Origin of the sequence: Ensifer aridi, from assembly GCF_002078505.1 — a bacterium.
Lineage (GTDB): Bacteria > Pseudomonadota > Alphaproteobacteria > Rhizobiales > Rhizobiaceae > Sinorhizobium > Sinorhizobium aridi.
Genome location: NZ_LUAV01000002.1, coordinates 397,076 through 417,533 on the forward strand (window position 1 = coordinate 397,076; position 20,458 = coordinate 417,533).

The 20,458-nt window shown below is 61.8% G+C and carries 18 protein-coding genes and 1 tRNA gene; 12 read left to right on the top strand and 7 right to left on the bottom strand.

Annotated elements, in window-relative coordinates; translation table 11 throughout:
• Positions 1–130: 130 nt before the first annotated feature.
• Genes yidC through rpmH form a run of 3 tightly spaced genes read right to left on the bottom strand, consistent with a single transcriptional unit; the run spans position 131 to position 2,468 of the window.
• Entirely contained in the window at positions 131–1,915 is a 1,785-nt protein-coding gene (gene yidC / locus AYK65_RS02230; protein ID WP_172401973.1) for a membrane protein insertase YidC, read from the bottom strand.
• Entirely contained in the window at positions 1,915–2,313 is a 399-nt protein-coding gene (gene rnpA / locus AYK65_RS02235; RefSeq protein ID WP_026613416.1) for a ribonuclease P protein component, read from the bottom strand. The genes yidC and rnpA overlap by 1 nt, the downstream gene beginning before the upstream one ends.
• Positions 2,314–2,333: 20 nt before the next feature.
• Positions 2,334–2,468: a 50S ribosomal protein L34 gene (gene rpmH / locus AYK65_RS02240; RefSeq protein WP_077068067.1), complete on the bottom strand. Its 135-nt coding sequence runs from the start codon at positions 2,466–2,468 to the stop codon at positions 2,334–2,336.
• A 523-nt stretch (positions 2,469–2,991) separates the two neighbouring features.
• Here rpmH and AYK65_RS02250 point away from each other — a divergent pair.
• The 5 genes from AYK65_RS02250 (at position 2,992) to AYK65_RS02270 (ending at position 9,338) form a co-directional block, all read left to right on the top strand.
• Positions 2,992–4,983: a methyl-accepting chemotaxis protein gene (locus tag AYK65_RS02250; protein ID WP_046119967.1), complete on the top strand. Its 1,992-nt coding sequence runs from the start codon at positions 2,992–2,994 to the stop codon at positions 4,981–4,983.
• Between the two features lie 381 nt (positions 4,984–5,364).
• A complete protein-coding gene (locus AYK65_RS02255) occupies positions 5,365–6,162 on the top strand; it encodes a TVP38/TMEM64 family protein (RefSeq protein WP_046119966.1) in 798 nt (265 codons plus the stop codon).
• A 20-nt stretch (positions 6,163–6,182) separates the two neighbouring features.
• On the top strand, positions 6,183–7,604 hold the full coding sequence (locus AYK65_RS02260; RefSeq protein WP_046119965.1) for a dihydrolipoyl dehydrogenase family protein: 1,422 nt from the start codon (positions 6,183–6,185) through the stop codon (positions 7,602–7,604).
• A 23-nt stretch (positions 7,605–7,627) separates the two neighbouring features.
• Positions 7,628–9,109, top strand: a complete 1,482-nt coding sequence (locus AYK65_RS02265; RefSeq protein ID WP_139793108.1) for a sensor histidine kinase — start codon at positions 7,628–7,630, stop codon at positions 9,107–9,109.
• Positions 9,110–9,261: 152 nt separating this feature from the next.
• Positions 9,262–9,338 (top strand) — tRNA-Arg (locus AYK65_RS02270).
• Positions 9,339–9,371: 33 nt separating this feature from the next.
• Here AYK65_RS02270 and AYK65_RS02275 read toward each other — a convergent pair.
• Together AYK65_RS02275 and AYK65_RS32305 are read right to left on the bottom strand one after the other, a co-directional pair.
• Positions 9,372–10,151 carry a class I SAM-dependent methyltransferase gene (locus AYK65_RS02275; RefSeq protein WP_081157934.1) on the bottom strand — a complete coding sequence of 260 codons (780 nt, stop codon included), beginning with the start codon at positions 10,149–10,151 and terminating at the stop codon, positions 9,372–9,374.
• A 5-nt stretch (positions 10,152–10,156) separates the two neighbouring features.
• A complete protein-coding gene (locus tag AYK65_RS32305; protein WP_167549654.1) occupies positions 10,157–10,300 on the bottom strand; it encodes a hypothetical protein in 144 nt (47 codons plus the stop codon).
• 214 nt (positions 10,301–10,514) lie between these two features.
• Here AYK65_RS32305 and AYK65_RS02280 point away from each other — a divergent pair, with 214 nt between their 5' ends.
• A complete protein-coding gene (locus AYK65_RS02280) occupies positions 10,515–11,381 on the top strand; it encodes an alpha/beta fold hydrolase (protein ID WP_046119963.1) in 867 nt (288 codons plus the stop codon).
• A 326-nt stretch (positions 11,382–11,707) separates the two neighbouring features.
• On the opposite strand, the gene AYK65_RS02285 is transcribed toward AYK65_RS02280, so the two are convergent.
• Positions 11,708–12,139, bottom strand: coding sequence for a VOC family protein (locus AYK65_RS02285; protein WP_081157870.1), 432 nt, complete (start codon positions 12,137–12,139; stop codon positions 11,708–11,710).
• Positions 12,140–12,368: 229 nt separating this feature from the next.
• Between AYK65_RS02285 and msuE the strand changes: the two genes are divergently transcribed.
• From msuE to AYK65_RS02310, 5 genes are all read left to right on the top strand, one after another.
• On the top strand, positions 12,369–12,929 hold the full coding sequence (msuE, locus tag AYK65_RS02290; protein WP_046119961.1) for an FMN reductase: 561 nt from the start codon (positions 12,369–12,371) through the stop codon (positions 12,927–12,929).
• A gap of 67 nt (positions 12,930–12,996) precedes the next feature.
• Complete coding sequence (locus tag AYK65_RS02295) at positions 12,997–14,349, top strand: LLM class flavin-dependent oxidoreductase (protein ID WP_081157871.1); 1,353 nt, start codon at positions 12,997–12,999, stop codon at positions 14,347–14,349.
• An 84-nt stretch (positions 14,350–14,433) separates the two neighbouring features.
• Positions 14,434–15,210 carry an ABC transporter permease gene (locus AYK65_RS02300; protein WP_420810237.1) on the top strand — a complete coding sequence of 259 codons (777 nt, stop codon included), beginning with the start codon at positions 14,434–14,436 and terminating at the stop codon, positions 15,208–15,210.
• 28 nt (positions 15,211–15,238) lie between these two features.
• The gene (locus AYK65_RS02305) at positions 15,239–16,222 is read left to right on the top strand and encodes an ABC transporter substrate-binding protein (protein ID WP_081157873.1); all 984 of its coding nucleotides are present in this window, start codon (positions 15,239–15,241) and stop codon (positions 16,220–16,222) included.
• A gap of 9 nt (positions 16,223–16,231) precedes the next feature.
• On the top strand, positions 16,232–17,002 hold the full coding sequence (locus AYK65_RS02310; protein ID WP_046119957.1) for an ABC transporter ATP-binding protein: 771 nt from the start codon (positions 16,232–16,234) through the stop codon (positions 17,000–17,002).
• Here the strand turns inward: AYK65_RS02310 and AYK65_RS02315 are convergent.
• Positions 16,980–17,945 carry a helix-turn-helix domain-containing protein gene (locus tag AYK65_RS02315; protein WP_234706798.1) on the bottom strand — a complete coding sequence of 322 codons (966 nt, stop codon included), beginning with the start codon at positions 17,943–17,945 and terminating at the stop codon, positions 16,980–16,982. The genes AYK65_RS02310 and AYK65_RS02315 overlap by 23 nt on opposite strands.
• Positions 17,946–18,185: 240 nt before the next feature.
• Between AYK65_RS02315 and AYK65_RS02320 the strand changes: the two genes are divergently transcribed.
• Positions 18,186–20,189 carry an aldo/keto reductase gene (locus AYK65_RS02320; RefSeq protein ID WP_081157874.1) on the top strand — a complete coding sequence of 668 codons (2,004 nt, stop codon included), beginning with the start codon at positions 18,186–18,188 and terminating at the stop codon, positions 20,187–20,189.
• The last annotated feature ends 269 nt before the right edge of the window (positions 20,190–20,458 follow it).

Consider the following 20,458-nt stretch of genomic DNA (forward strand, 5'->3'; position numbering starts at 1 on the left):
GCATCCGGCTTTTGTGGCCGCTTGTCAAGCGCGGCGGCGTCTGGCGGTGATCTTCCGCGACGCGAGGCGTAAAAAGAAAAAGCCCCGGACGATCCTCGATCCGGGGCTTCTGCGTGAAGCTCGCTGCCGGCTATTCCGCAGGCTTGGGTTTCTTCGTGAACAGCCCCTTCAGATTGTCGAAGAGTTCGATCTTCACGCCCTGGCGCTTCATGATGATCCCCTGCTGGAGGATCGACAGCGTGTTGTTCCAGGCCCAGTAGATCACGAGACCGGCCGGGAACGACGCCAGCATGAAGGTGAAGACCACCGGCATCCAGGTAAACAGCATCGCCTGCGTCGGATCCGGCGGCGTCGGGTTCATGCGCATCTGCAGGAACATGGTGATGCCCATGATGATTGGCCAGACGCCGAGATGCAGGAAGGCCGGCGCATCGAAGGGAAGCAGCCCGAAGAGGTTGACGATCGTCGTCGGATCGGGTGCGGAGAGATCCTTGATCCAGCCGAAGAACGGGGCATGGCGCATCTCGATGGTGATGTAGATCACCTTGTAGAGAGCGAAGAATACCGGAATCTGGATGAGGATCGGCCAGCAGCCCGCCAGCGGATTGATCTTCTCGTCCTTGTAGAGCTGCATCATCGCCTGCTGCAGGCCCATGCGGTCGTCGCCGAACTTCTTCTTCAGTTCCTCCATCTTCGGCTGAACCTTCTTCATGTTCGCCATCGAGGCATATTGCCTGTTGGCGAGCGGGAAGAAGATGAGCTTGACGACGATCGTGGTGATCAGGATCGCGACACCGAAATTGCCGAAGAGACGGAAGAAGAAATCCATCATTTTGAACATCGGCTTGGTGATGAAGTAGAACCAGCCCCAGTCGATCAGCTTGTCGAAATTGGGGATCGAATAGGCAATCTCGTAATTGTCGACGACCGGGACTTCCTTGGCGCCGGCGAAGACCAGGTTCTTGACCTCCACCGTCTGACCGGGAGCGACGGTGATCGCTTCGCTCCTGTAGTCGCTCTGGTAGCGCGCGCGGCCATCGGTGAAATGCGAGAAGCGGGTGTCGAACGGTGTGCCCTGCGGCGGGATGATCGTCGCGGCCCAGTACTTGTCGGTGATGCCGAGCCAGCCGCCGGTCGACTTGCCCGGTTCGACCGTCTTTTCATCCTCCGCGTCGGAATAGCCGACCTCCTGCAGGCTGCCGCCGGTGACGCCGACGAAGCCCTCGTGCAGGACGTAGATGCTCGGCGTCGTCGGTTTGTTGAAGCGGGTGACGCGGCCGTAGGAGGAAAGCGCTAACGGGGCGGAGGTCTCGTTCTTGATGCTGTCGACGACCTGGAACATGTAGTGCTCGTCGACCGAGATCGTCCGGTTGAAGGTGATGCCCTTGTCGTTCGTGTAGGTGAGCGTTACCGGAGTGGCCGCGGTCAGCTTGTCGCCACTGGCCAGCGTCCAGACGGTCTGCGGGCCAGGCACGGTGCCCGTTGCCTCATTGCCGATATAGCCGAGTTCGGTAAAGTAGCCGTCGGCGGTCTCCGCCGGGCTAAAGAGCGTGATGACCGGGCTCTTCGGATCGACCGTTTCGCGATATTCCTTGAGCTTCAGGTCGTCGAAGCGTGCGCCGGTCAGGTTGATGGAGCCCGAGAGCGCCGGCGTGTCGATGGCGACGCGTGCAGACTTGGCGACGGCCTGTTCTCGGTTTTCGCCCGCGCCGGGGATCGTCCCGCTGCCCGGCAGCGCCTGTCCCGGTGCCGCTGGCTGAGCGCCCGGCTGCGGCTGGACTTGCTGTGTCTGCTGGGCCTTTTCCGCGGCGATGCGGTCCTTCTCCATCCTCGGATTGACATAGAAGAACTGCCAGGCGACGAGGATCAGCACGGATAGGGCAATCGCCACGAAATAATTGCGGTTGTTTTCCATCATGGTTTCCTGGAACCGGCCGACGGCCGCTTCTGTTTCGGCTTGTTTTCGATGCGATCCCGAAGCGCCCGGATCAATGCGTCAAAGGGAGCGTTGAGGAGATCGCGTCGGGCGACAATCACATAGTCGTGTCCGGGTTTCATTGCAAACCCGGCGGACAGCCGCACGGCTTCTTTGAGGCGTCGGCGCATTCGATTTCGCTCGACGGCATTGCCGTGTTTCTTGGTAACTGTGAAGCCGACTCGCGCCTCGCTTTCCGGATCGTTCCGGTCAAGCACTTCGAGGAGAAATAGCGGTCCTTTGCGGCTTTCTCCAGCCCGAACGGCCAAAAACTGCGGACGGCTTTTCAGCCGTCCGACAGTCGTTTTGTCTTTGTCTGACGTCATTTGCCCGGACACATATTTCGGGCAAGCTCGGCTCAGGCCGAGAGACGCTTGCGGCCACGAGCCCGGCGGGCTGCGAGAACCTTGCGTCCACCCTTGGTGGACATGCGTGCACGGAAGCCGTGACGGCGCTTGCGAACAAGCTTGGACGGTTGGTAGGTACGCTTCATTTATTTAAATACCGCGGTGTGCGGCCCTTCTTGAGTTTGCATAGTGCAAGAGCGTTTACGCGACCGGGCACGGCTCCGCCTTTACGCGGGCTGACCGGACGTGCGCGGCTTATAAGAATAAAAGTCCGAGAAAGTCAATTGCTGCTCGACGGCTTCGCGCCGAAGGACAGAACTCGGGGTGCTTGTGCGTGGATCCTCGGGTCAAGCCCGAGGATGACGGAAGTACTGGGGATCAAGCAAACCAGCGACGTTGGAAGTCGCTTTGTGGCGGCAGGCATCTCGCCGTCGCAGCCGGTTTCGCTATGCACGGAGCCCATTCCAGCAGTCATCCTCGGGCTCGACCCGAGGATCCATACCCAGCTGCAATAGGAGCCCCGAACCCGCACCTGCCGGGACGCGCGCTTGAAATTTAGTGAAGCCGATGAGGCCTTTGTTAACCACATGTATTTTAGAATTTAATCAAATACGTGCAAACCGCAATCAACTTCCCGTTTTGGGCGAGTGCGCGGGGGAGGGGCAGGAAATGAAAATTCGCGGAAAGATATATTTGATCGTAGGCATCATGAGTCTGCTGGCGATCGCCATCACCGGCATGTCGTTGCTGATCGTATCCGAGTACAACGGCAAGCTCCGTCAGTTCCAGAGCGCTTCCGAGCGGGCATTCAAGGGCGAGCGTCTCAACCGTCTGGTCACCGCAGTCGTCATGGAATCGCGCGGCATCTACGCCGCGCCGACCATCGAGAAGGCGAAGTCCTTTGCAGAGGGCCTCCGGAAAAACCTCGACAAGATCGACGTGCTTTTGAAGGATTGGCGCCCGCTGGTTCCGGCCGACAGGCTTTCGGCCTTCGATGCGCTGGCAAAACGCGCGGAAGAGTTCAAGACCTTCCGCACCGAAACGGCGCGCCTCGGACTGGAGGTTTCGCCCCAGGCCGCCAACGAGCAGGGCAATAACGACGCCAATCGCGCCAACCGCAAGGCTTTCCAGGCCGAGATCGATGTGGTGGTCGATGCCGATCGCGAATCCCTTGACGCGATCACCGCCGAGATCGCCGCATTCGAACGCTCGATCGTCCTCATCGTCCTAGGCATCGCCGGGATCGGCATGGCCGCCGGCATCGGCACGGCCTTCTACATCGGCACCAATCAGCTCAGCCGCCCGATCCTTGACCTCACGGACGGGATGAAGCGGCTGGCCGGCGGCGATCTTTCGGTCGATGTGCCCCTTGCCGGGCGCAACGACGAGATCGGTGACATGGCGGCAGCCGTCGAGGTCTTCAAGCAGAACGGTCTCGCGGTGCGTGAGCTGAATGCACAGGAGGCGGCTCTGCGCGAGAAAAGCGCCGATCTGCAATCGAGCATCGCCATCGTCGTGTCGGCCGCGGCCGCCGGCGATTTCACCAAGCGCATCGGCAAGGACTACGACAACGAAGACCTCAACCGCTTTGCAGCGAGCGTGAACGAACTCGTCGGAAGCGTCGACAGCGGCATTGCCGAGACGCGCCGCGTCATCGCGAGCCTTGCCGCCGGCGATCTGACGCAAAACATGAACGGCCAGTTCCAGGGCGCTTTCGCCGAACTGCAGAAAAACGTCAACGACACGCTTTCGACCCTGCAGAAGACGCTCCGTGAGATCCGCCTGACCACGGACTCGATCAACGGCAATGCTTCGGAATTGCGCACGGCCGCCGACGACCTGTCTAAGCGCACCGAGCAGCAGGCCGCCTCGCTCGAGGAGACTTCCGCCGCCCTCGACGAGATCACCGCCGCCGTGCGCAGCTCGACCGAGCGGGCGCACGAAGCGACGGTGATGGTCACGGAGGCGAAGGAAAATGCCGCCGAGTCCGCGTCGGTGGTGCGCAGCGCGATCGACGCGATGGGCCGCATCGAGCAGGCTTCGAGCGAGATCGGCCAGATCACCAACGTCATCGACGAGATCGCCTTCCAGACAAACCTGCTGGCGTTGAACGCCGGCGTCGAGGCGGCGCGGGCCGGTGACGCCGGCAAGGGCTTCGCCGTCGTCGCGCAAGAGGTCCGCGAGCTCGCGCAGCGCGCCGCCAGCGCCGCCAAGGACATCAAGGCGCTCATTTCGAAGTCCGGCGGCGAGGTGGCGACAGGCGTCAAGCTCGTGCAGGCGACCGGAGCGGCACTCGGCGAGATCGAAACGCGCGTCTTGAAGATCAACGACCACATCCATTCGATCGCGACCGCCGCACGCGAGCAGTCGACGGGCCTCGGCGAGGTCAGCACGGCGGTCAACCAGATGGACCAGGTCACCCAGCGCAATGCCGCGATGGTCGAGGAGGCGAATGCGGCGACGCACAAGCTCTCCGCCGAAGCGGACAATCTCGCGAGCCTCATCGCTTACTTCAAGGTCGAACGCGATCAGGCACGCGCCGTCGCACCGGTCAAGGGGGCGAGCCGCCCGGTCGGTTCGCCGGCCAGGCGCATGATGGGCACGGTTTCGCGTGCTTTCGGAGGCTCGGCCGCCGCCCGGGACGAGTGGGAGGAGTTCTGAGCCTTCACGGTGAACGCTACCGATGTAAGCGAAGAGCCTGCCATCCGGTAGGCTCTTTCGTCTCACGGCAACGTGAGTTGTCACGCTTGTCCGTTCACGCTGTCGTTGGAGGACGCGACCATTCGTTATTGGTTCCGCGTCCCGATTCTCACTACTGCATGGTTCCTTAAGTCGGAATCGATTTAAGGACAAAATCATGCAGCAGCTCAAAGTGCTACAGCGACCTTTGCGCGTCCGATCGGACACGCGGCGCTGTAAAGCGGGATGAGGAAAGGTGCGCCCGCATACGGCTAAAGAATCGATCACGATGGTCCGCGCCGATACGATCCGGGGATCATCGCGATATGATGCAGGGCCGAACCCCGAGGAAGGCAGAGCTCAATGAGCCATGACGTCAGAGGCAAGGCGGAAGAAGGCGCGACCGTGACACCGCCGTCCGATCGGCAGGCCCGCAAGCCTCTGCCGCGCTCGCCCTGGCGATTCCTGCCGTTTGCGTTTCTCCTGGCGGGCGGTCTCGCGTCCTACGCGCTCGGGCTGCATCATTATGTTTCCCTGTCGACGCTCGTCGATCACCGTCAGGCTCTCGGTGGCTACGTCGAGGCCTTTCCGCTCCGCTCCGGCCTGCTTTTCTTTGCCGTCTATGTAGCGGTCGTGATCTTCTCGATTCCCGCGGCATCGGTTCTAACCATGTTCGCGGGATTTCTGTTCGGTCCGCTTCTCGGGGGAGCCATTACGGTCCTTGCCGCCACATTGGGGTCTAGCCTTCTGTTCCTCGCGGCACGCGGCGTCCTCAGCGATCTGTTGCGTCGGCGTGCCGGACGGTTTCTGGAGCGCCTTGCCGAAGGATTTCGGCGAAACGCTTTTCTCTACCTCCTGATCCTGCGGCTGGCGCCGATCTTTCCGTTTTTCATCGTCAATATCGCGCCCGCCTTTTTCGACGTGAAGCTGCGCACCTTTGTCGTCGCGACGCTGATCGGCATCGTGCCGGCAACCTTCGCCTACGCCTGGCTTGGTTGCGGGCTCGACGAGGTGATCGCCGGCGCGGCCCACAGCGGCCGTGCGCTGTCCCTTTCGGATTTCGCCACGACGGATGTTTCGTTGGCGCTTCTCGCACTGGCGCTGATTGCGGCATTGCCTCTGGCCTACAGGCTAATACAGTTACGCCATAGGAATGCCTGACGGTGGGAAGGGCGTGCGGCGTGGCGAAGATACTCACTCCCGATATCTGTGTGATCGGCGGCGGGGCGGCCGGCCTCTCCGTGGCCGCAGGCGCCGCCGCCTTCGGCGTACCGGTCGTTCTTGTCGAGCATGGCCGGATGGGCGGGGATTGCCTGAACTATGGCTGCGTGCCGTCGAAGGCACTGATCGCAGCGGCGAAGTATGCGGAGGCAATCCGCGGGGCCGCAGAGTTCGGCATCACCGCCTCCGAGCCGGGCGTCGACCATGAGCGGCTGCAGGCACGCATCCGCTCGGTCATCGCGGGCATCGCGCCGCATGATTCGGTCGAGCGCTTCACCCGCCTCGGCGTTGAGGTGATCGGAGAAAAGGCCCGCTTCATCGACGAGCGCACGGTGGCCGCCGGTGACCGCCTCATCCGCGCGCGCCGCTTCGTGATCGCGACAGGATCATCTCCCGCCGTTCCCCCGATCCCGGGGCTGGCGGAGACGCCGTTTCTCACCAATGAGACACTCTTCGAGCTGAAGCACTTGCCGCAGCACCTCGTCGTGATCGGTGCCGGGGCAGTCGGCCTCGAGATGGCTCTCGCCCATCGCCGGCTCGGCGCCCGCGTCACGATGGTCGAGAATGCGGCCGCCCTGTCGCAGGTCGATCCGGAACTGGCGGCGATCGTGCTCGAGGCTATCGCCGCGGAGCGCATCGTTCTCCATGAGCGCACGACGATCCGTTCGATCGGGCAGACGGACGGCGGCATCCGGTTGCTTTGCGAAAATGGAAACGGAGCTTTCCAGATCGACGGAAGCGATCTGCTCATTGCCGCCGGTCGCGCCGCCAATCACGCATCGCTCGATCTCGATCTCGCCGGCATTCGCCACGACGCCAAGCACATCGAGGTCGGAGCCGATCTGAGGACGAGCAACCGCCGCGTCTACGCCATCGGCGACGCGGCGGGCGGCCAATTCACCCATCAGGCAAGCTACCATGCGCGGCTGGTGCTGCAGCAGATCCTCTTTCGTCTACCCGCTCGCGAGAAATCTGATGTCGTTCCGCGCGTGATCTTCACGGATCCGGAACTGGCAGAGGTCGGCCTGACCGAGCGGCAGGCACGCTGTGGATTCGCCGGGATCGAGGTCGTCCGTTGGGATTATTCCCGAAACGATCGCGCCCGTACCGATGAGCTCGGCCGCGGGTTGATCAAGGTCGTGGTCGGCCGGCGAGGGCGGATTCTCGGAGCCGGTATTGCCGGCGCCGGCGCAGGAGAGATGATCGCCATCTGGGCCTTCGCCGTTGCCAACCGGCTGACATTGAAGCACTTCCACAACTATGTTGCACCCTATCCGACGCTCGCCGAGATTGGAAAACAGGCGGCGATCTCCTATTATTCGCCTGTGGCACGAAATCGCCTCTTGCGGTCCGCGATCCGGGTCCTGCGCTATTTCGGCTGACGGCAGGGAATGTTGTAAAACTTATGGTAGAAGACGCGCGTCCGGCCAACCCGAATGCGGCACCAAGAGCGGCAGTCGGCTTTCTTCGCGGGCTCTCCGGCAAGCTCCTGTTGCTGACCATCACCTTCGTCATGCTGGCGGAGGTGCTGATCTTCGTGCCCTCCGTCGCCAACATGCGCATCCGCTGGCTGCAGGATCGGCTGAACACGGTTGCCGCGGCCGCCGTCGTCGTCGACGGGCTGCAGAACATCGAGCTCCCGCGCGCCGTGCAGCGCGAGACCTTGATGGCGACCGGGACCAAGGCCATCGTTATCCGCCGCAAGGATGCCTCGCGGATGATCGCCACCGTCGACATGCCTCCCGCGATCGACGGCGAATACGACATAGCCAACTTCACGGCGCTCGGTGCGATCCGCAACGCCTTCGATACGCTGATCTTCGGCGGCAATCGGGTGGTGCGCGTCTACGGCCCGCTCGGCGAAGGCGACGCGACGATCGAACTGGTGATGAAGGACGCCAACCTGCGCAAGGCCATGCTTGTCTATTCGCGCAACGTCTTTCTGCTGTCGATCGTCATCTCGCTCATTACCGCGGCGCTGATCTTTCTCGCCATCAATCGCATGCTGATCGTCCCGATCCGGCGTCTGACGACCAGCATGCAGGAGTTTTCGGACGAGCCGTCGAGCCCCGAACGCGTCCTCGTGCCGCCGGAGGGCAGCGACGAGCTCGCGGTTGCCGGCCAGCATCTCGCCAGCATGCAGCGCGAGCTGCAGAAGACCCTGAAGCAACAGAAGAGCCTTGCCGAGCTCGGCCTTGCCGTTTCCAAGATCAACCACGACATGCGCAACATTCTTTCCTCGGCGCAGCTCATTTCCGACCGGCTCGCGGATGTCGACGATCCCGTGGTCAAGCGCTTCGCGCCGACGTTGCTCAGAACCATCGACCGCGCCGTCGGCTATACGCGCGAAGTTCTCTCTTACGGGCGCACCGCCGAGGCCGAGCCGCGCCGCCGCTTCGTCGCGCTCAAGCCCCTCGTCGAGGATGTAGCCGAACTCCTGGCGGTCGATCGCCAGAGCGGCATCGATTTCGATATCCAGATCCGCGACGATGTCGAGGTCGATGCGGACGGCGAGCAGCTGTTCCGCATCGTCCATAATATCTGCCGCAACGCGGTCGAAGCACTGATCAATCACGAGCCGGAAGACGGTCGCGCCAGGAGGGTTACCGTCTCGGCGGTGCGCACCGGAAGCGTGGTGACGATTTCGATCGACGACACCGGTCCCGGCATGCCGGCCAAGGCGCGCGAAAACCTCTTCGCCGCCTTCCGCGGCTCGGCGCGCTCAGGCGGTACGGGCCTCGGGCTCGCGATCGCCCGCGAGCTGGTGCTTGCCCATGGAGGCACGATCGCGCTTGTGGAAAAGCCCACGCCCGGCACGCTGTTCCGCATCGAGCTCCCTGACCGTCCGGTGCGGCTCGACGCCTTCCGCGCGAAGGGGCGCCCCTGATCTTCCGTCGCTTCGCCCTCGGGGGCCGGCAACTCCGGCCTTCGTCCACCCTCGTCGCAAAAATGAAATTTTTTGCCGAAAGGCGCTTGCAATCGCCGGAAGGACCCTTTAGAGGATCGCCACGCAAGCGGTGGTCGCCGCTTTCTAGGCAAGCACCCGTAGCTCAGCTGGATAGAGCACCAGACTACGAATCTGGGGGTCAGGAGTTCGAATCTCTTCGGGTGCGCCATCTTCCATTGCTGCCACTGCACAGTCGACCCGACTAATCAGTCGCCCGCACAGCGCTGATGATCCATGCACGCGAGTCGAAAAACACACCTTCGGCAGTCATGTGCGCCTCCAGCAAATTACGCAGCCGCTGCTGTGGCTGGTCCGGTGGTTCATCGGAGCGCGCAAGCGCGTCCTTCACCAGATAGAGGCCGGTGAGAGCATCAAAAGCGGCATCAACATCCGGCCCATAGAAGACCGGCTCTTGCACCTCGACAAAGTCGATTGAGGCGAAGCCGGCAGTGCTGAGAAGTTCTGCGGCGATGGCGGGATCGTTAAGTGAAAACGCCTTGCCGGCATCCTCTGAAATCGCGCGCCCCGGAGCCAACGCCTGCCTAATGGCACCAGACCATTCATTGCGCTCCTGGCTCTGCCACACCATCCACGCAAGACGCGCGCCTGGGCGCATCGCTCGGGCGATGTTGGCAAATGCCGCCGCCGGATCAGCAAAGAACATTACTCCGAACCGGCTAATGCATAGATCGAAGCTGGCAGCCGGAAAGTTGTGGTGTTGTGCGTCGCCCAGTTCAAACGCGACATTCCGAAGCCCTGCATCTACGCAACGACGCCGCGCAATCTCAAGCATCTCAGCAGAAGTATCCACACCGACCACGTCTCCTTCCACCGCGATGCAGGCGGCTTCACGGGTGGTTTGGCCTGCACCGCAACCGACATCGAGCACTCGGTCGCGCATTCCGACACTGGCAGCGGCCCGCAAATGCCGGTTGTGCCGTGACAACTCTGCGTCGTAGAAATCAGCACACTGCAGCGCCATGAGAATCACCCCGTTCTGTTCTTGGCTACGGATGGAGTTCGTCCCTCGTCCGTTTCCACCGTGGCCTGGTAAGCCTTGGTCAGTTTTTGCAGCACCGAAAATTTGCTCGTCGGCGAAGCTGTAAGGTGCAGGACGCGCAGTTCGCCCATGACCTGTTCCGCATAACTTTGGCCCGCCCCTTCCAGCAACTGCCCGAACGCTGAGCTCCAGGTCGCGGGCAGGTACCTGCACCCTCCATGCTCCTATTGCAGCCATGACTGGAATCGTCGCTGCGGTCCCTATTCTCTCAGGAAACTGGTTGCATAACAGGAGCGGATATGCAAGAAGAATCTGGTTTCAATTTGCAATCGGAAGGATCAGTCAATGGCGCAGACCGGATCATTGCCCGTCACCGATAAGATTGTTGAGATCGGGGGCGCGGCGCTGCAGACTCAGGCTTTCGGCGACCCCTCCAGCCCACCCTTGTTGCTGATCATGGGGATGATGTCTTCGATGTTGTGGTGGCCGGACAGGTTCTGTGAAGAACTAGCCGCTCAAGAACGCTACGTGATCCGATACGACCAGCGCGACACCGGCCTTTCCACGCACTATCCGCAAGGCGAGCCCGGTTACTCGTTTAGCGACTTGGCCGACGATGCCATGGGTATTCTAGACAGCTACGGCTTGGAAACGGCGCATCTGGCCGGCATGTCGATGGGCGGCTTCATCGCGCAGGAGGCCGCATTGCGCCATCCCCAGCGTGTGCGGACGCTCACGCTGATCAGCACGTCACCGCTCGCGGTCGAGGGCTTGCCGTCCTCGACCAAGGCCTATCGGGAGCACTCTATGGCGGCCGAGAGGATCGACTGGTCTGACCTTAGAGCCATCGCCGATTTCCTGCGTCGCGATACGGCCATGCTCGCCGGCATCAGGCATCCACACGATGCCGAGGCTGCAAGCGTGTTGATCACCCGCGACATGGCCCGGGCGCCGTCATTTGCCAGCGCCACGAACCATTTCGCGCTGGTGAGTGAGGAGGAGCCTGCAAGGCTGCAGGCATCCGATATCAAAATCCCGGTTCTTGTGATCCACGGCACAGCCGATCCGCTGTTTCCTATCGAGCACGGGGAGGCCTTCACCAAAGTCATCCGAAATGTACGGTTGCACCGGGTCGAAGGGGGAGGGCACGAAATCCACGATCGGGACATTGACGAGATGGTCCAGGCCATCACCGGTCATGCTGCTTACTGAACATTCGGAAAGTCCGCCATTATTCCGTTCGGCGGAAGCAAGCCGAATGGCTGTTTCCCCGACTGTTGTGACCGTTGATTTAGTTCATACAAAATTCCGTCGGGGCAAATAGCGTGGCAAAAAAGGTAACTTTGCTGCATGCGCTGAAATCTGCATCCATACCTTTCAAATGATTTAGGAGAGGGTAGGGGCAAAAAGGATCCCGTTTATCGGCCCTCTAGGAGCGCCGCGCTCTGATGCGCCGCCCCTGGCCGAATCGGTTTCTGCTGTCGGAAAGCCCTGCGACGGCAAGATCAACGGTTTGCTCGCTCGCTGACGCCGCATGCTCATCCGAGACTGTCAGCCGGTAAGTTGGCTGGGTTCCAGACAACCTCCCACAGGTGTCCGTTCGGGTCGCGGAAATATCCGGCATAACCGCCATAGAACGTGTCCTGAGCAGGCTTGACGATCTCGGCTCCAGCGCGAGCTGCTTGATTCATTACCTCATCGACTTCTTCCCGGCGCATAACGTTATGCCCGATCGTGAACGAGGTGGAGCTGATCGGCGTTTTCGGTAGGCCGGTGTCGTGGGCGAGGTCGTCCTGCGCCCAGATCGCGAGCTTTAGCCCGCCAGCCAACGTGAAGAATGCGACGGCGCCATGCTCGAACTCGCGGCCGATGATCCCTTCCGTTGGCAGTTGCAAACCGTCGCGATAGAAGGCGAGGGATTGTTCGAGGTCGGCGACGCCGATGGTCAGTACGGAAATACGCGGCTTCATGGCAGAACTCCTCATTTTATCCGGTTGCCCAAATACCCTTCGGCTCCGATCGACGAGTACGACGCCTGACGCGTTAACGTTATAGTAGCGCTCTCGGGAGGCAAACTTTTTCCGTACTCCTGGTAGAGCGACCCGAATTTTCCTTTAGCTGATTAAAACCGTAGATAATATGTATTAAGCCCCGCCGATCAGCGCTGGTGTGCCATTCCGCTTGCCGAAAGGAGAAAAAATGCCCCCTCTTAAACTTGTCGGTCTTGCCGGAAGCTATAGCCGGCCCTCCAAATCTCGAACATTGGTCGAGGAGGTTTCGGCGCTCGCGTCTGAACGCTACGGATTTCGCCGTCGCATCTATGATCTTCACGATGCCGGTCCTTTTCTGGGCCAGGCCCAGCGCTTTGAAGACTTGGATCCCAATGGGCGCCAGCTCATAGAAGACATCATCGCCGCCGATGTCCTGGTCGTCGGATCGCCGACATACAAAGGCAGCTATCCGGGCTTGTTCAAGCATCTGATCGACCTGATCGAACCGCTGGCATTGCGCGGCAAGCCGATCGTCGTCACCGCAACCGGTGGCGGCGATCGGCACGCCCTAATGGTCGAGCACCAGCTGCGGCCGCTCTTCGGGTTCTTCATGGCCCATACGCTGCCGACCGCGATCTACGCTTCCGATCGTGACTTTTCCGACTCCCGCATTACGGCGGAATCGCTGCGTCAGCGGATCGTCCAGGCGGTGGATGAATTGGAGGCGTTCTTTCCGGTGCTAGCGCGGCCCGCGGCCGCGGCGGAATGAGGGTGGCGGCCGCTCGTCGGCAAACAGCAAGGCTTGTTTGGATGAATTGATGAGGGAAGGAATTGAAATGGCACGCAAGATCAGGCTTGGAGCATTTCTCCCCGGTGGCGGGCAACATATTGCGGCATGGCGGCATCCAGATCAGCCCGCCGATGGGGCAACGAGCTTCGAGTTTCACAAGCGTCTGGCCCAGACGGCCGAACGCGGCCTTTTCGACGCTTATTTCCTCGCAGACAATCTGGCGGTCGGCTTTGGCGGTGCGCGCGAGGGCGGCAATGCCCGCGTGGCCGGATTCGAGCCGGTGACGCTGTTTTCGGCTCTCGCGCCCTTCACCACCCATCTCGGCTTTATCGCCACGTCGTCGACGACTTATGAAGAGCCCTACACGACGGCACGCAAGTTCGCTTCCCTCGATTTGATCTCCGGCGGCCGTGCCGGCTGGAACGTCGTCACCACGACAGGCGACCTGTCGGCGCAGAACTTCAATCGCGACACGCAGCTTCCTCATGCGGCACGCTATCGTCGCGCCGCCGAACATGTCGAAGTCGTCAAGAAGCTCTGGGACAGCTTCGAAGACGACGCTTTCATCCGCAACAAGGGAAGCGGCGTCTTCTACGATTCGCAGAAGCTGCACGAAAGCCATCATCGCGGCGAGCACTTCCAGGTGCGCGGCCCGCTCAATGTCTCGCGATCGCCCCAGGGTTACCCCGTCATCGTCCAGGCCGGCCAGTCCGAGGATGGACGCGGGCTTGCGGCCGCCACCGCCGAGGTCATCTTCACTGCGCATCAACACCTTGAAACCGCCCAGGAGTTTTATCGCGACATCAAGGCGCGCGCCCGCGGCCTCGGCCGCAACCCGGACCATGTCCTCGTCATGCCCGGCGTCTCTCCTTTCGTCGGCAGGACAGAAGCCGAGGCACGCGAGAAGTACGACCGCCTGACCTCGTTGATCGTCGAAGAGGATGGCATCGGCCTTCTGAACGGTCTGACCGGCGGCACGCTCGACCTGCGTGGCTACGACGTGGACGGACCGCTGCCGCCGGCGCCGCCGACGGAGGGGATGAAGAGCCGGCAGGCGCTTATCCGCCAGATCGCGGACGAGAACAACTTCACCATCCGCCAGCTCTATCAGTGGGTCGCTTCCGCCCGTGGCCATTACACGATCGTCGGCACGGCCGAGAAGATTGCCGACACGCTGCAGGAGTGGTTCGAAAACGAAGCCGCCGACGGCTTCAACATCTTGCCGCCCTGGCTTCCGACTGCGCTCGACGACTTTGTCGATCTTGTGATCCCGGAACTGCAGCGGCGCGGTCTGTTCCGCACGGCATATGAAGGCAGGACGCTCCGGGAAAATCTCGGCCTGCCTTTTCCCGTCAACCGCTGGACAGCCGCGCGCTCGGCCGTCCAGGCCGCCGAGTGAGAAGCGACCATGACCCTCGAAAACGTCAACCCACCGCTGACAACGAATTTCCGGCTTGCGAGCGCGGGGCGGACAGGTGTGACCATGGCGCCACGTCTGCGCGCGCTGATCGGTCCGCTTCTGTCCCGCTATGGCCTGGTTCTAAGTTTTCTCGTCCTGTGGCAGGTATCGAGCAGCCAAGGCTGGGTTAATCCGGCGGTGTTTCCGTCACTCGACGTGATCCTCGCCGCCTTGTGGGACGGTATTGCCAGCGGCGCGCTGCTGGACGATATCGCGATAAGCCTGCAGCGCTCGGGCATTGCATTCGCATCGGCCGTCGCGATCGGCATTCCCCTCGGCCTCTTCATGGGACAGGTCAAGGCCATCGAGCAGGCGCTCGATCCGCTGCTGCAGTTCTTCCGGCAGACTTCTGCGCTGGCGCTCTATCCGGTCTTCATCCTGCTGCTCGGTCTCGGGGAGACCTCCAAAGTCTTCGTGATCTTCTGGGCCACGCTCTTCCCGACCTTGTTGTCGACGATCGGTGGCGTCAAAGAGGTCGATACCAAGCTGATCGAGATGGCGCGCACCTACGGCGCCGGGCGGCTCACAACCTTCCGTCGCGTGGTGCTGCCCGCGTCGGTGCCGGCGATCTTTGTCGGTCTGCGTCTCTCTGCCACAACGGCGCTGCTGCTCCTGATCGCGGCCGAAATGATCGGCGCGAACAAGGGTATCGGCTTCCAGGTCATGAACGCCCAATACAACTTCCAGATCCCGCTGATGTTCGCGGCGATCCTGCTGCTCGCGTTGCTTGGACTCGCCGCCAACGCCGTGCTCGTTCTTCTTCAACGCAGGCTCTGCCGCTGGTCTCAGCCCAGCCCCTGACATGCTTCTCCCTTGAAAGGATAACGATATGACCTTCCATTCCCGCAAGCTGCTGCTGTCCGCAGCTCTCTTCCTTGGTCTCACCGGCGCTGCCGCGGCGGCGGATGCCGTCAAGCTCCGCTACCTGGCGAGCCAGGGCGGTCTCTCTGCGCATGAGCTTGCCGCCGAACTCGGCTATTTCGACGGTACCGGCATCACCTTCGAGAATGTTGGCTATGCGACGGGCGGCCCGGCCTCGTTGATCGCGCTGGCCTCGGGCGACGTCGAAATCGGCAGCGCCGCGACCTCCGCTGTATTGAACTCGATCATCAGCGGCAACGACTTCGTCGCCGCCTATCCGTCGAACGGCATCAATGACGAGGTGCAGTCGATCTTCTATGTTCTGGAAGACAGTCCCATAAAGGAAATCAAGGACATCGCCGGCAAGAGCGTGGCGGTCAACACGCTCGGTGCGCATCTCGACTACACCATTCGCGAAGCGCTGCATTCGGTCGGACTGGCATCGGATGCCGCCAATCAGGTCGTCGTACCCGGCCCGCAGCTTGAGCAGGTTCTCCGCTCCGGCCAGGTCGACATCGCGGCCTTCGGTTATTGGCAGACGACCTTCGAGGGGGCCGCCAGGAAAAATGGTGGCTTGCGCGCGATCTTCGATGACACCGACGTGCTCGGCGAAATCGTCGGCGGTTTCGTCGTACTGCGACGGGATTTCGTGAAGGCGCACCCGGAAGCCGCCAAAACCTTTGTCGAACAGTCGGCGCGCGCTCTCGACTATGCGCGCGAACATCCGGAGGAAACCAAGCAGCTCTTGGCCGAGGCGCTGAAGCAGCGCGGCGAAAATCCGGATATCGCTCAGTACTTCCGCGGTTATGGCGTACGAGCCGGCGGCCTCGCGGTTGAGCGCGACGTCCAGTTCTGGATCGACGTGCTCGTCCGCGAGGGCAAGCTGAAGGAAGGGCAGTTGGCTGCCAAGGACGTCCTGTTCACCACCGACGGCGCTTCAGCGAGCAACTGAGGAACCGCGATGAGCTTTGCGCCGGAAATCCGCCGTGGAGAGGTGACCATCCGTCATCTCTCCAAGTCCTTCACCCTGAATGGCAGACCCTTGCCCGTCTTGAAAGACGTCAATCTCCACATCCGCTCCGGCGAAAGCCTGGCGATTGTCGGTGCCAGCGGTTCGGGCAAGACGACCTTGCTGCGAGTTATGGCCGGGCTGGATGAGGCCGATGCCGGAGAGGTCCTGATCGACGGAAAGGCTGTCAGAGGTGTCGGCGCCGAGCGCGCCGTCATCTTCCAGGAACCCCGGCTCCTCCCCTGGTTGACGGTGATCGACAACGTCGCCTTCGGCCTGGAAACACGTGGCGTTAGTCGCGAGGAGGCGAAGACCCGTGCGCGGCGCTATGTTCAGCTTGTCGGCCTGCAGCAGTTCGAGAACGCCTATCCGCGCCAGCTTTCAGGCGGCATGGCGCAACGCGTCGGCATTGCCCGAGCTCTCGTCGTCCAGCCCGAGATCCTGTTGCTCGATGAACCGCTTGGCGCGCTCGACGCCATGACCAAGATCAGCATGCAGCAGGAGCTCGCACGGATCTGGCGCGACGAGGACGTGACGACCGTTCTCGTCACCCATGACCTCGAGGAGGCGATCTATCTGGCCGACCGCATTCTGATCCTGCCGCGCGAAAAGGGCGGTGAGCCGCGGCTGATCGAGATCGACATGCCCCGTCCGCGCGACCGTAGCGCGCGCGAGTTTGTCCGACACCGCGAGGAGCTGCTCAATCTGTTCGGACTGCACTGAAGTTTTCCTCTTGGGAGCGCCGGCCACAAATCGGGTGTGATTTAAGGACACATGCAGCTGCCGCGGCGCGGACGTCGCGGCGGAAATCCGAAGGCGGCATGCCGGCGATCTGCCGGAAAGCCTTGTTGAAGGCGCTCACCGAGCCGAAGCCGCTATCGAGCGCCACCTGTAGAATGCTGTCATTGCCGTTCATCAGCATGGCTTGCGCCCGCGAAAGGCGCAGCAGGGTCACATACTTGATCAGCGTCATGCCTGTCGACTTGCGAAACAGGTTCATGGCGTATTTCGGATGCAATCCAGCGGCGGCGGCGATATCAACCGCATCGATCTCCTCGAGAAAATTGGCAGCGATGAAATCGCACATGCGCTCGACGGCGGGCGAAGGCGAAGCCGAAGCAGCTCCGGCATTGCCTTCCTTGCCCAACGCAATGATCGTGTAAGGCTCCAGGAACATTCGTTCAACGCGCAGCAGCAGCTCTTCCACGGCGTGCCGGGCCTTCACCTCATCTCCGGAATTGGCCCAGCTACGCCAGCGCGGAAAGTTCCGGTCGTCGGCACAATCGGTTTCGGATGTCAGCATCGTGGCGCCGCCCATGAGCATTGCCGATATCGCCGGCGGCAGCCGCATGCGGAAGAAATGCACCAACGGCAGATGGGCGCCCGCATAAAGGGAATCATCGGAGGACTCGTCCATCCTGTGGGGCTGTCCGCCCCAGAAGAGACACATCTGTCCAGCGTCGAGCCTGAGATCATGGCCGGCCATGCGGTAATGCACCGAGCCGCGCACCACGTAGTTCACTTCGACCTGCGCATGCCAATGCGGGTGCAGCATGATCGCGGGGTGGGCGTGGAAGAAATGCAGCTGCGTAGGCATGCCTTCGATGCTGCAGGCGCTGGGCTGGTAGACCGCCCTTTCGACAATCTTACTTTCCGACAACTCCACGTTCCCTTTGCACGAGACAGATTTTCGTCCGGCGATAATCTGCCCATGTTCGCTGAAGAACCACAATCGGAAAAGGGAGGTTTCGATGTGCTTCAAATGTTGGCACTCCTCGATTTTGGGCAAATCGGTTCGCGGCCCGCTTCGTTCCATCGCCCGAAATGGCCTTCCCGCAGGCAGTGGCGGCGCTGCCGACCTGTCCCTCCGCTTGACCAATTCCAGGACTGATCGAAAGGATATTGCATGAGCTCAGTACAGCGGATCCGTTGGGGTATCATCGGCCCCGGCACCATCGCGCGGACATTCGCCGAAGGCATTGCCCATTCCGCAACCGGGCGCCTGGTGGCCATCGCCACCCGCAACCCGGACAAGCCCGGCCTCGGCGAAGGCTTTCCGGGGGCGCGCATCGTCAAGGGTTACGACGCGCTGCTCGCTGATCCGGAGATCGATGCGGTTTATATCGCTACGCCGCACACCGGCCATGCCGAATGGGCGATCAAGGCGGTGCGCGCCGGCAAGCATGTGCTGGTCGAGAAGCCGATGGCGCTTTCCGCCTTCGATGCACGATCGATCTTCCACGAAGCGACGAAGGCCGGCGTCTTCGCCGGCGAAGCCTATATGTACAGATTCCATCCGCAGACGGCCCGTCTCGTCGAGCTGGTGCGGCATGGGACGATCGGCGAAGTGCGGATCATCCGCTCGAGTTTCGGCTTCGACATGGGCGGTTATCGGCCGGAGCATCGCCTCTTTGCCAATAATCTCGCCGGCGGTGGCATTCTCGATGTCGGCGGCTACCCCGTCTCGATGGTGTGCATGCTCGCCGGTGCTGCCGAGAGAAAGCCTTTCCTTGAGCCGCTGACGGTGTCTGGCGCTGCTCGGCTGGGCCCGTCCGGCGTCGACGAGTGGGCGTCGGCGGTCCTCAAATTCCCCAACGACATCATCGCGGAGGTGTCCTGCTCGATCATGGCTGAGCAGGACAACGTGCTGCGCATCATCGGTTCCAAGGGCCGAATCGAGGTGAAGGACTTCTGGTTCGCCTCCGGCAAGCAGGGCGGGACAGGTCGCATCGAGATCATCAAGGGCGACGATCAGCAGGCGGTAGAGGTGGAGGAAAAACGCCATCTCTACTCGTTCGAGGTCGATGCGGTGGGCGAGGCGATCCGTGCCGGCCGCACCGAGTTCACCTTCCCCGGCATGAATGCCGAAGAGACCTGCGCCAATCTGCGTGTTCTCGATCTCTGGCGCGCGTCCGTCGGTCTTGAATTCGCAATCGAGACGGCCTCCAGGCGGACCGTCAACATCGCGGGCGCGGCAGTCGTCGCCGGGAAGAACGTACCCAAACGGCAGGTTCCGGGCCTGACCAAGCCGGCCTTCACGGTTGCGCTGGGCTTCGAGTTCTTCCCCAATTTCGCCTCCGCCTCCCTGACGCTCGATGCGTTCTACGAGGCGGGCGGAAACCTGTTCGATACCGCCTTCATCTACGAGCGCGGCAAGGCCGAGAGCATCTTCGGCGACTGGCATACGAGCCGCAAGCTCAATCGCGAGGACATCGTCCTGATCGGCAAGGGGGCCCATTCGCCGCTCTGCTATCCGGATGTGATCGCCAAACAATTGGATCAGTCGCTCGAGCGACTGAAGACGGATTATGTCGATGTCTACTTCATGCATCGCGACAATCCGGACGTCCCCGTCGGCGAATTCGTCGACGCCATGGACGCCGAGGTCCGGCGCGGACGCATCCGCGGCGTTTTCGGCGGATCCAACTGGACGCGCGAACGCATGGACGAGGCGATCGTCTATGCGGAGAAAAACGGCAAGGCGGCACCGGCCGCTCTTTCCAACAACTTCTCGCTGGCGCAAATGCTCGATCCCATCTGGCCCGGCTGCGTCGCGGCGTCGGACGATCGCTGGAAAGACTGGCTGATGACGCGCCAGATACCGAACTTCGCCTGGTCGAGCCAGGGGAGAGGCTTTTTCACCGAGAGGGCAGGGCGAGACAAGCATGACGATGAAGAGCTCGTCCGCGTCTGGTATTCCGAGCGCAATTTCCAACGCCGAGACCGCGCAATCGAACTCGCCGGGAAGCGCGGCTGCAGCCCGATCCACATCGCGCTCGCCTATGTCATCGCCCAGCCATTCCCGGTGATCCCGCTTATCGGCCCGCGCACCGTGGCGGAACTGGAAGATAGCCTCTCTGCCATTCAGGTCACGCTGACACCGGAAGAGGTGCGTTGGCTGGAAGGCTGATCCTTAACCTGCGCGGCCAAGCTCTCATGGAAACGGCGCACTTCAAGTCGCCGTTTCTGTTCACAGCCGACCGCCGTCGGTCAAGCCGCAAGTCAGTCGACCGGTAAACTACTATTTACGAAGAGCTTTGCGTTACTGCATGTTCCTTAAATCGTCGCCGGTTAAGGACAAAAACGTGCAGTAATTCAAAGTGCTACAGCGTCCTTTGTGCGTCTGAAAAGACGCACGGCACTGTAGGAAACCGCGGTACTCAGTGCCGATCTCCACAT

What these genes read in the sequence shown, in the direction of transcription:
- yidC (WP_172401973.1), bottom strand. Translation starts at nt 1,915, where the DNA reads ATGGAAAACAACCGCAATTATTTCGTGGCGATTGCCCTATCCGTGCTG.
- rpmH (WP_077068067.1), bottom strand. Translation starts at nt 2,468, where the DNA reads ATGAAGCGTACCTACCAACCGTCCAAGCTTGTTCGCAAGCGCCGTCAC.
- AYK65_RS02250 (WP_046119967.1), top strand. Translation starts at nt 2,992, where the DNA reads ATGAAAATTCGCGGAAAGATATATTTGATCGTAGGCATCATGAGTCTG.
- AYK65_RS02255 (WP_046119966.1), top strand. Translation starts at nt 5,365, where the DNA reads ATGAGCCATGACGTCAGAGGCAAGGCGGAAGAAGGCGCGACCGTGACA.
- AYK65_RS02265 (WP_139793108.1), top strand. Translation starts at nt 7,628, where the DNA reads ATGGTAGAAGACGCGCGTCCGGCCAACCCGAATGCGGCACCAAGAGCG.
- AYK65_RS02275 (WP_081157934.1), bottom strand. Translation starts at nt 10,151, where the DNA reads ATGGCGCTGCAGTGTGCTGATTTCTACGACGCAGAGTTGTCACGGCAC.
- AYK65_RS32305 (WP_167549654.1), bottom strand. Translation starts at nt 10,300, where the DNA reads ATGGGCGAACTGCGCGTCCTGCACCTTACAGCTTCGCCGACGAGCAAA.
- AYK65_RS02280 (WP_046119963.1), top strand. Translation starts at nt 10,515, where the DNA reads ATGGCGCAGACCGGATCATTGCCCGTCACCGATAAGATTGTTGAGATC.
- AYK65_RS02285 (WP_081157870.1), bottom strand. Translation starts at nt 12,139, where the DNA reads ATGAAGCCGCGTATTTCCGTACTGACCATCGGCGTCGCCGACCTCGAA.
- msuE (WP_046119961.1), top strand. Translation starts at nt 12,369, where the DNA reads ATGCCCCCTCTTAAACTTGTCGGTCTTGCCGGAAGCTATAGCCGGCCC.
- AYK65_RS02295 (WP_081157871.1), top strand. Translation starts at nt 12,997, where the DNA reads ATGGCACGCAAGATCAGGCTTGGAGCATTTCTCCCCGGTGGCGGGCAA.
- AYK65_RS02300 (WP_420810237.1), top strand. Translation starts at nt 14,434, where the DNA reads ATGGCGCCACGTCTGCGCGCGCTGATCGGTCCGCTTCTGTCCCGCTAT.
- AYK65_RS02305 (WP_081157873.1), top strand. Translation starts at nt 15,239, where the DNA reads ATGACCTTCCATTCCCGCAAGCTGCTGCTGTCCGCAGCTCTCTTCCTT.
- AYK65_RS02310 (WP_046119957.1), top strand. Translation starts at nt 16,232, where the DNA reads ATGAGCTTTGCGCCGGAAATCCGCCGTGGAGAGGTGACCATCCGTCAT.
- AYK65_RS02320 (WP_081157874.1), top strand. Translation starts at nt 18,186, where the DNA reads ATGAGCTCAGTACAGCGGATCCGTTGGGGTATCATCGGCCCCGGCACC.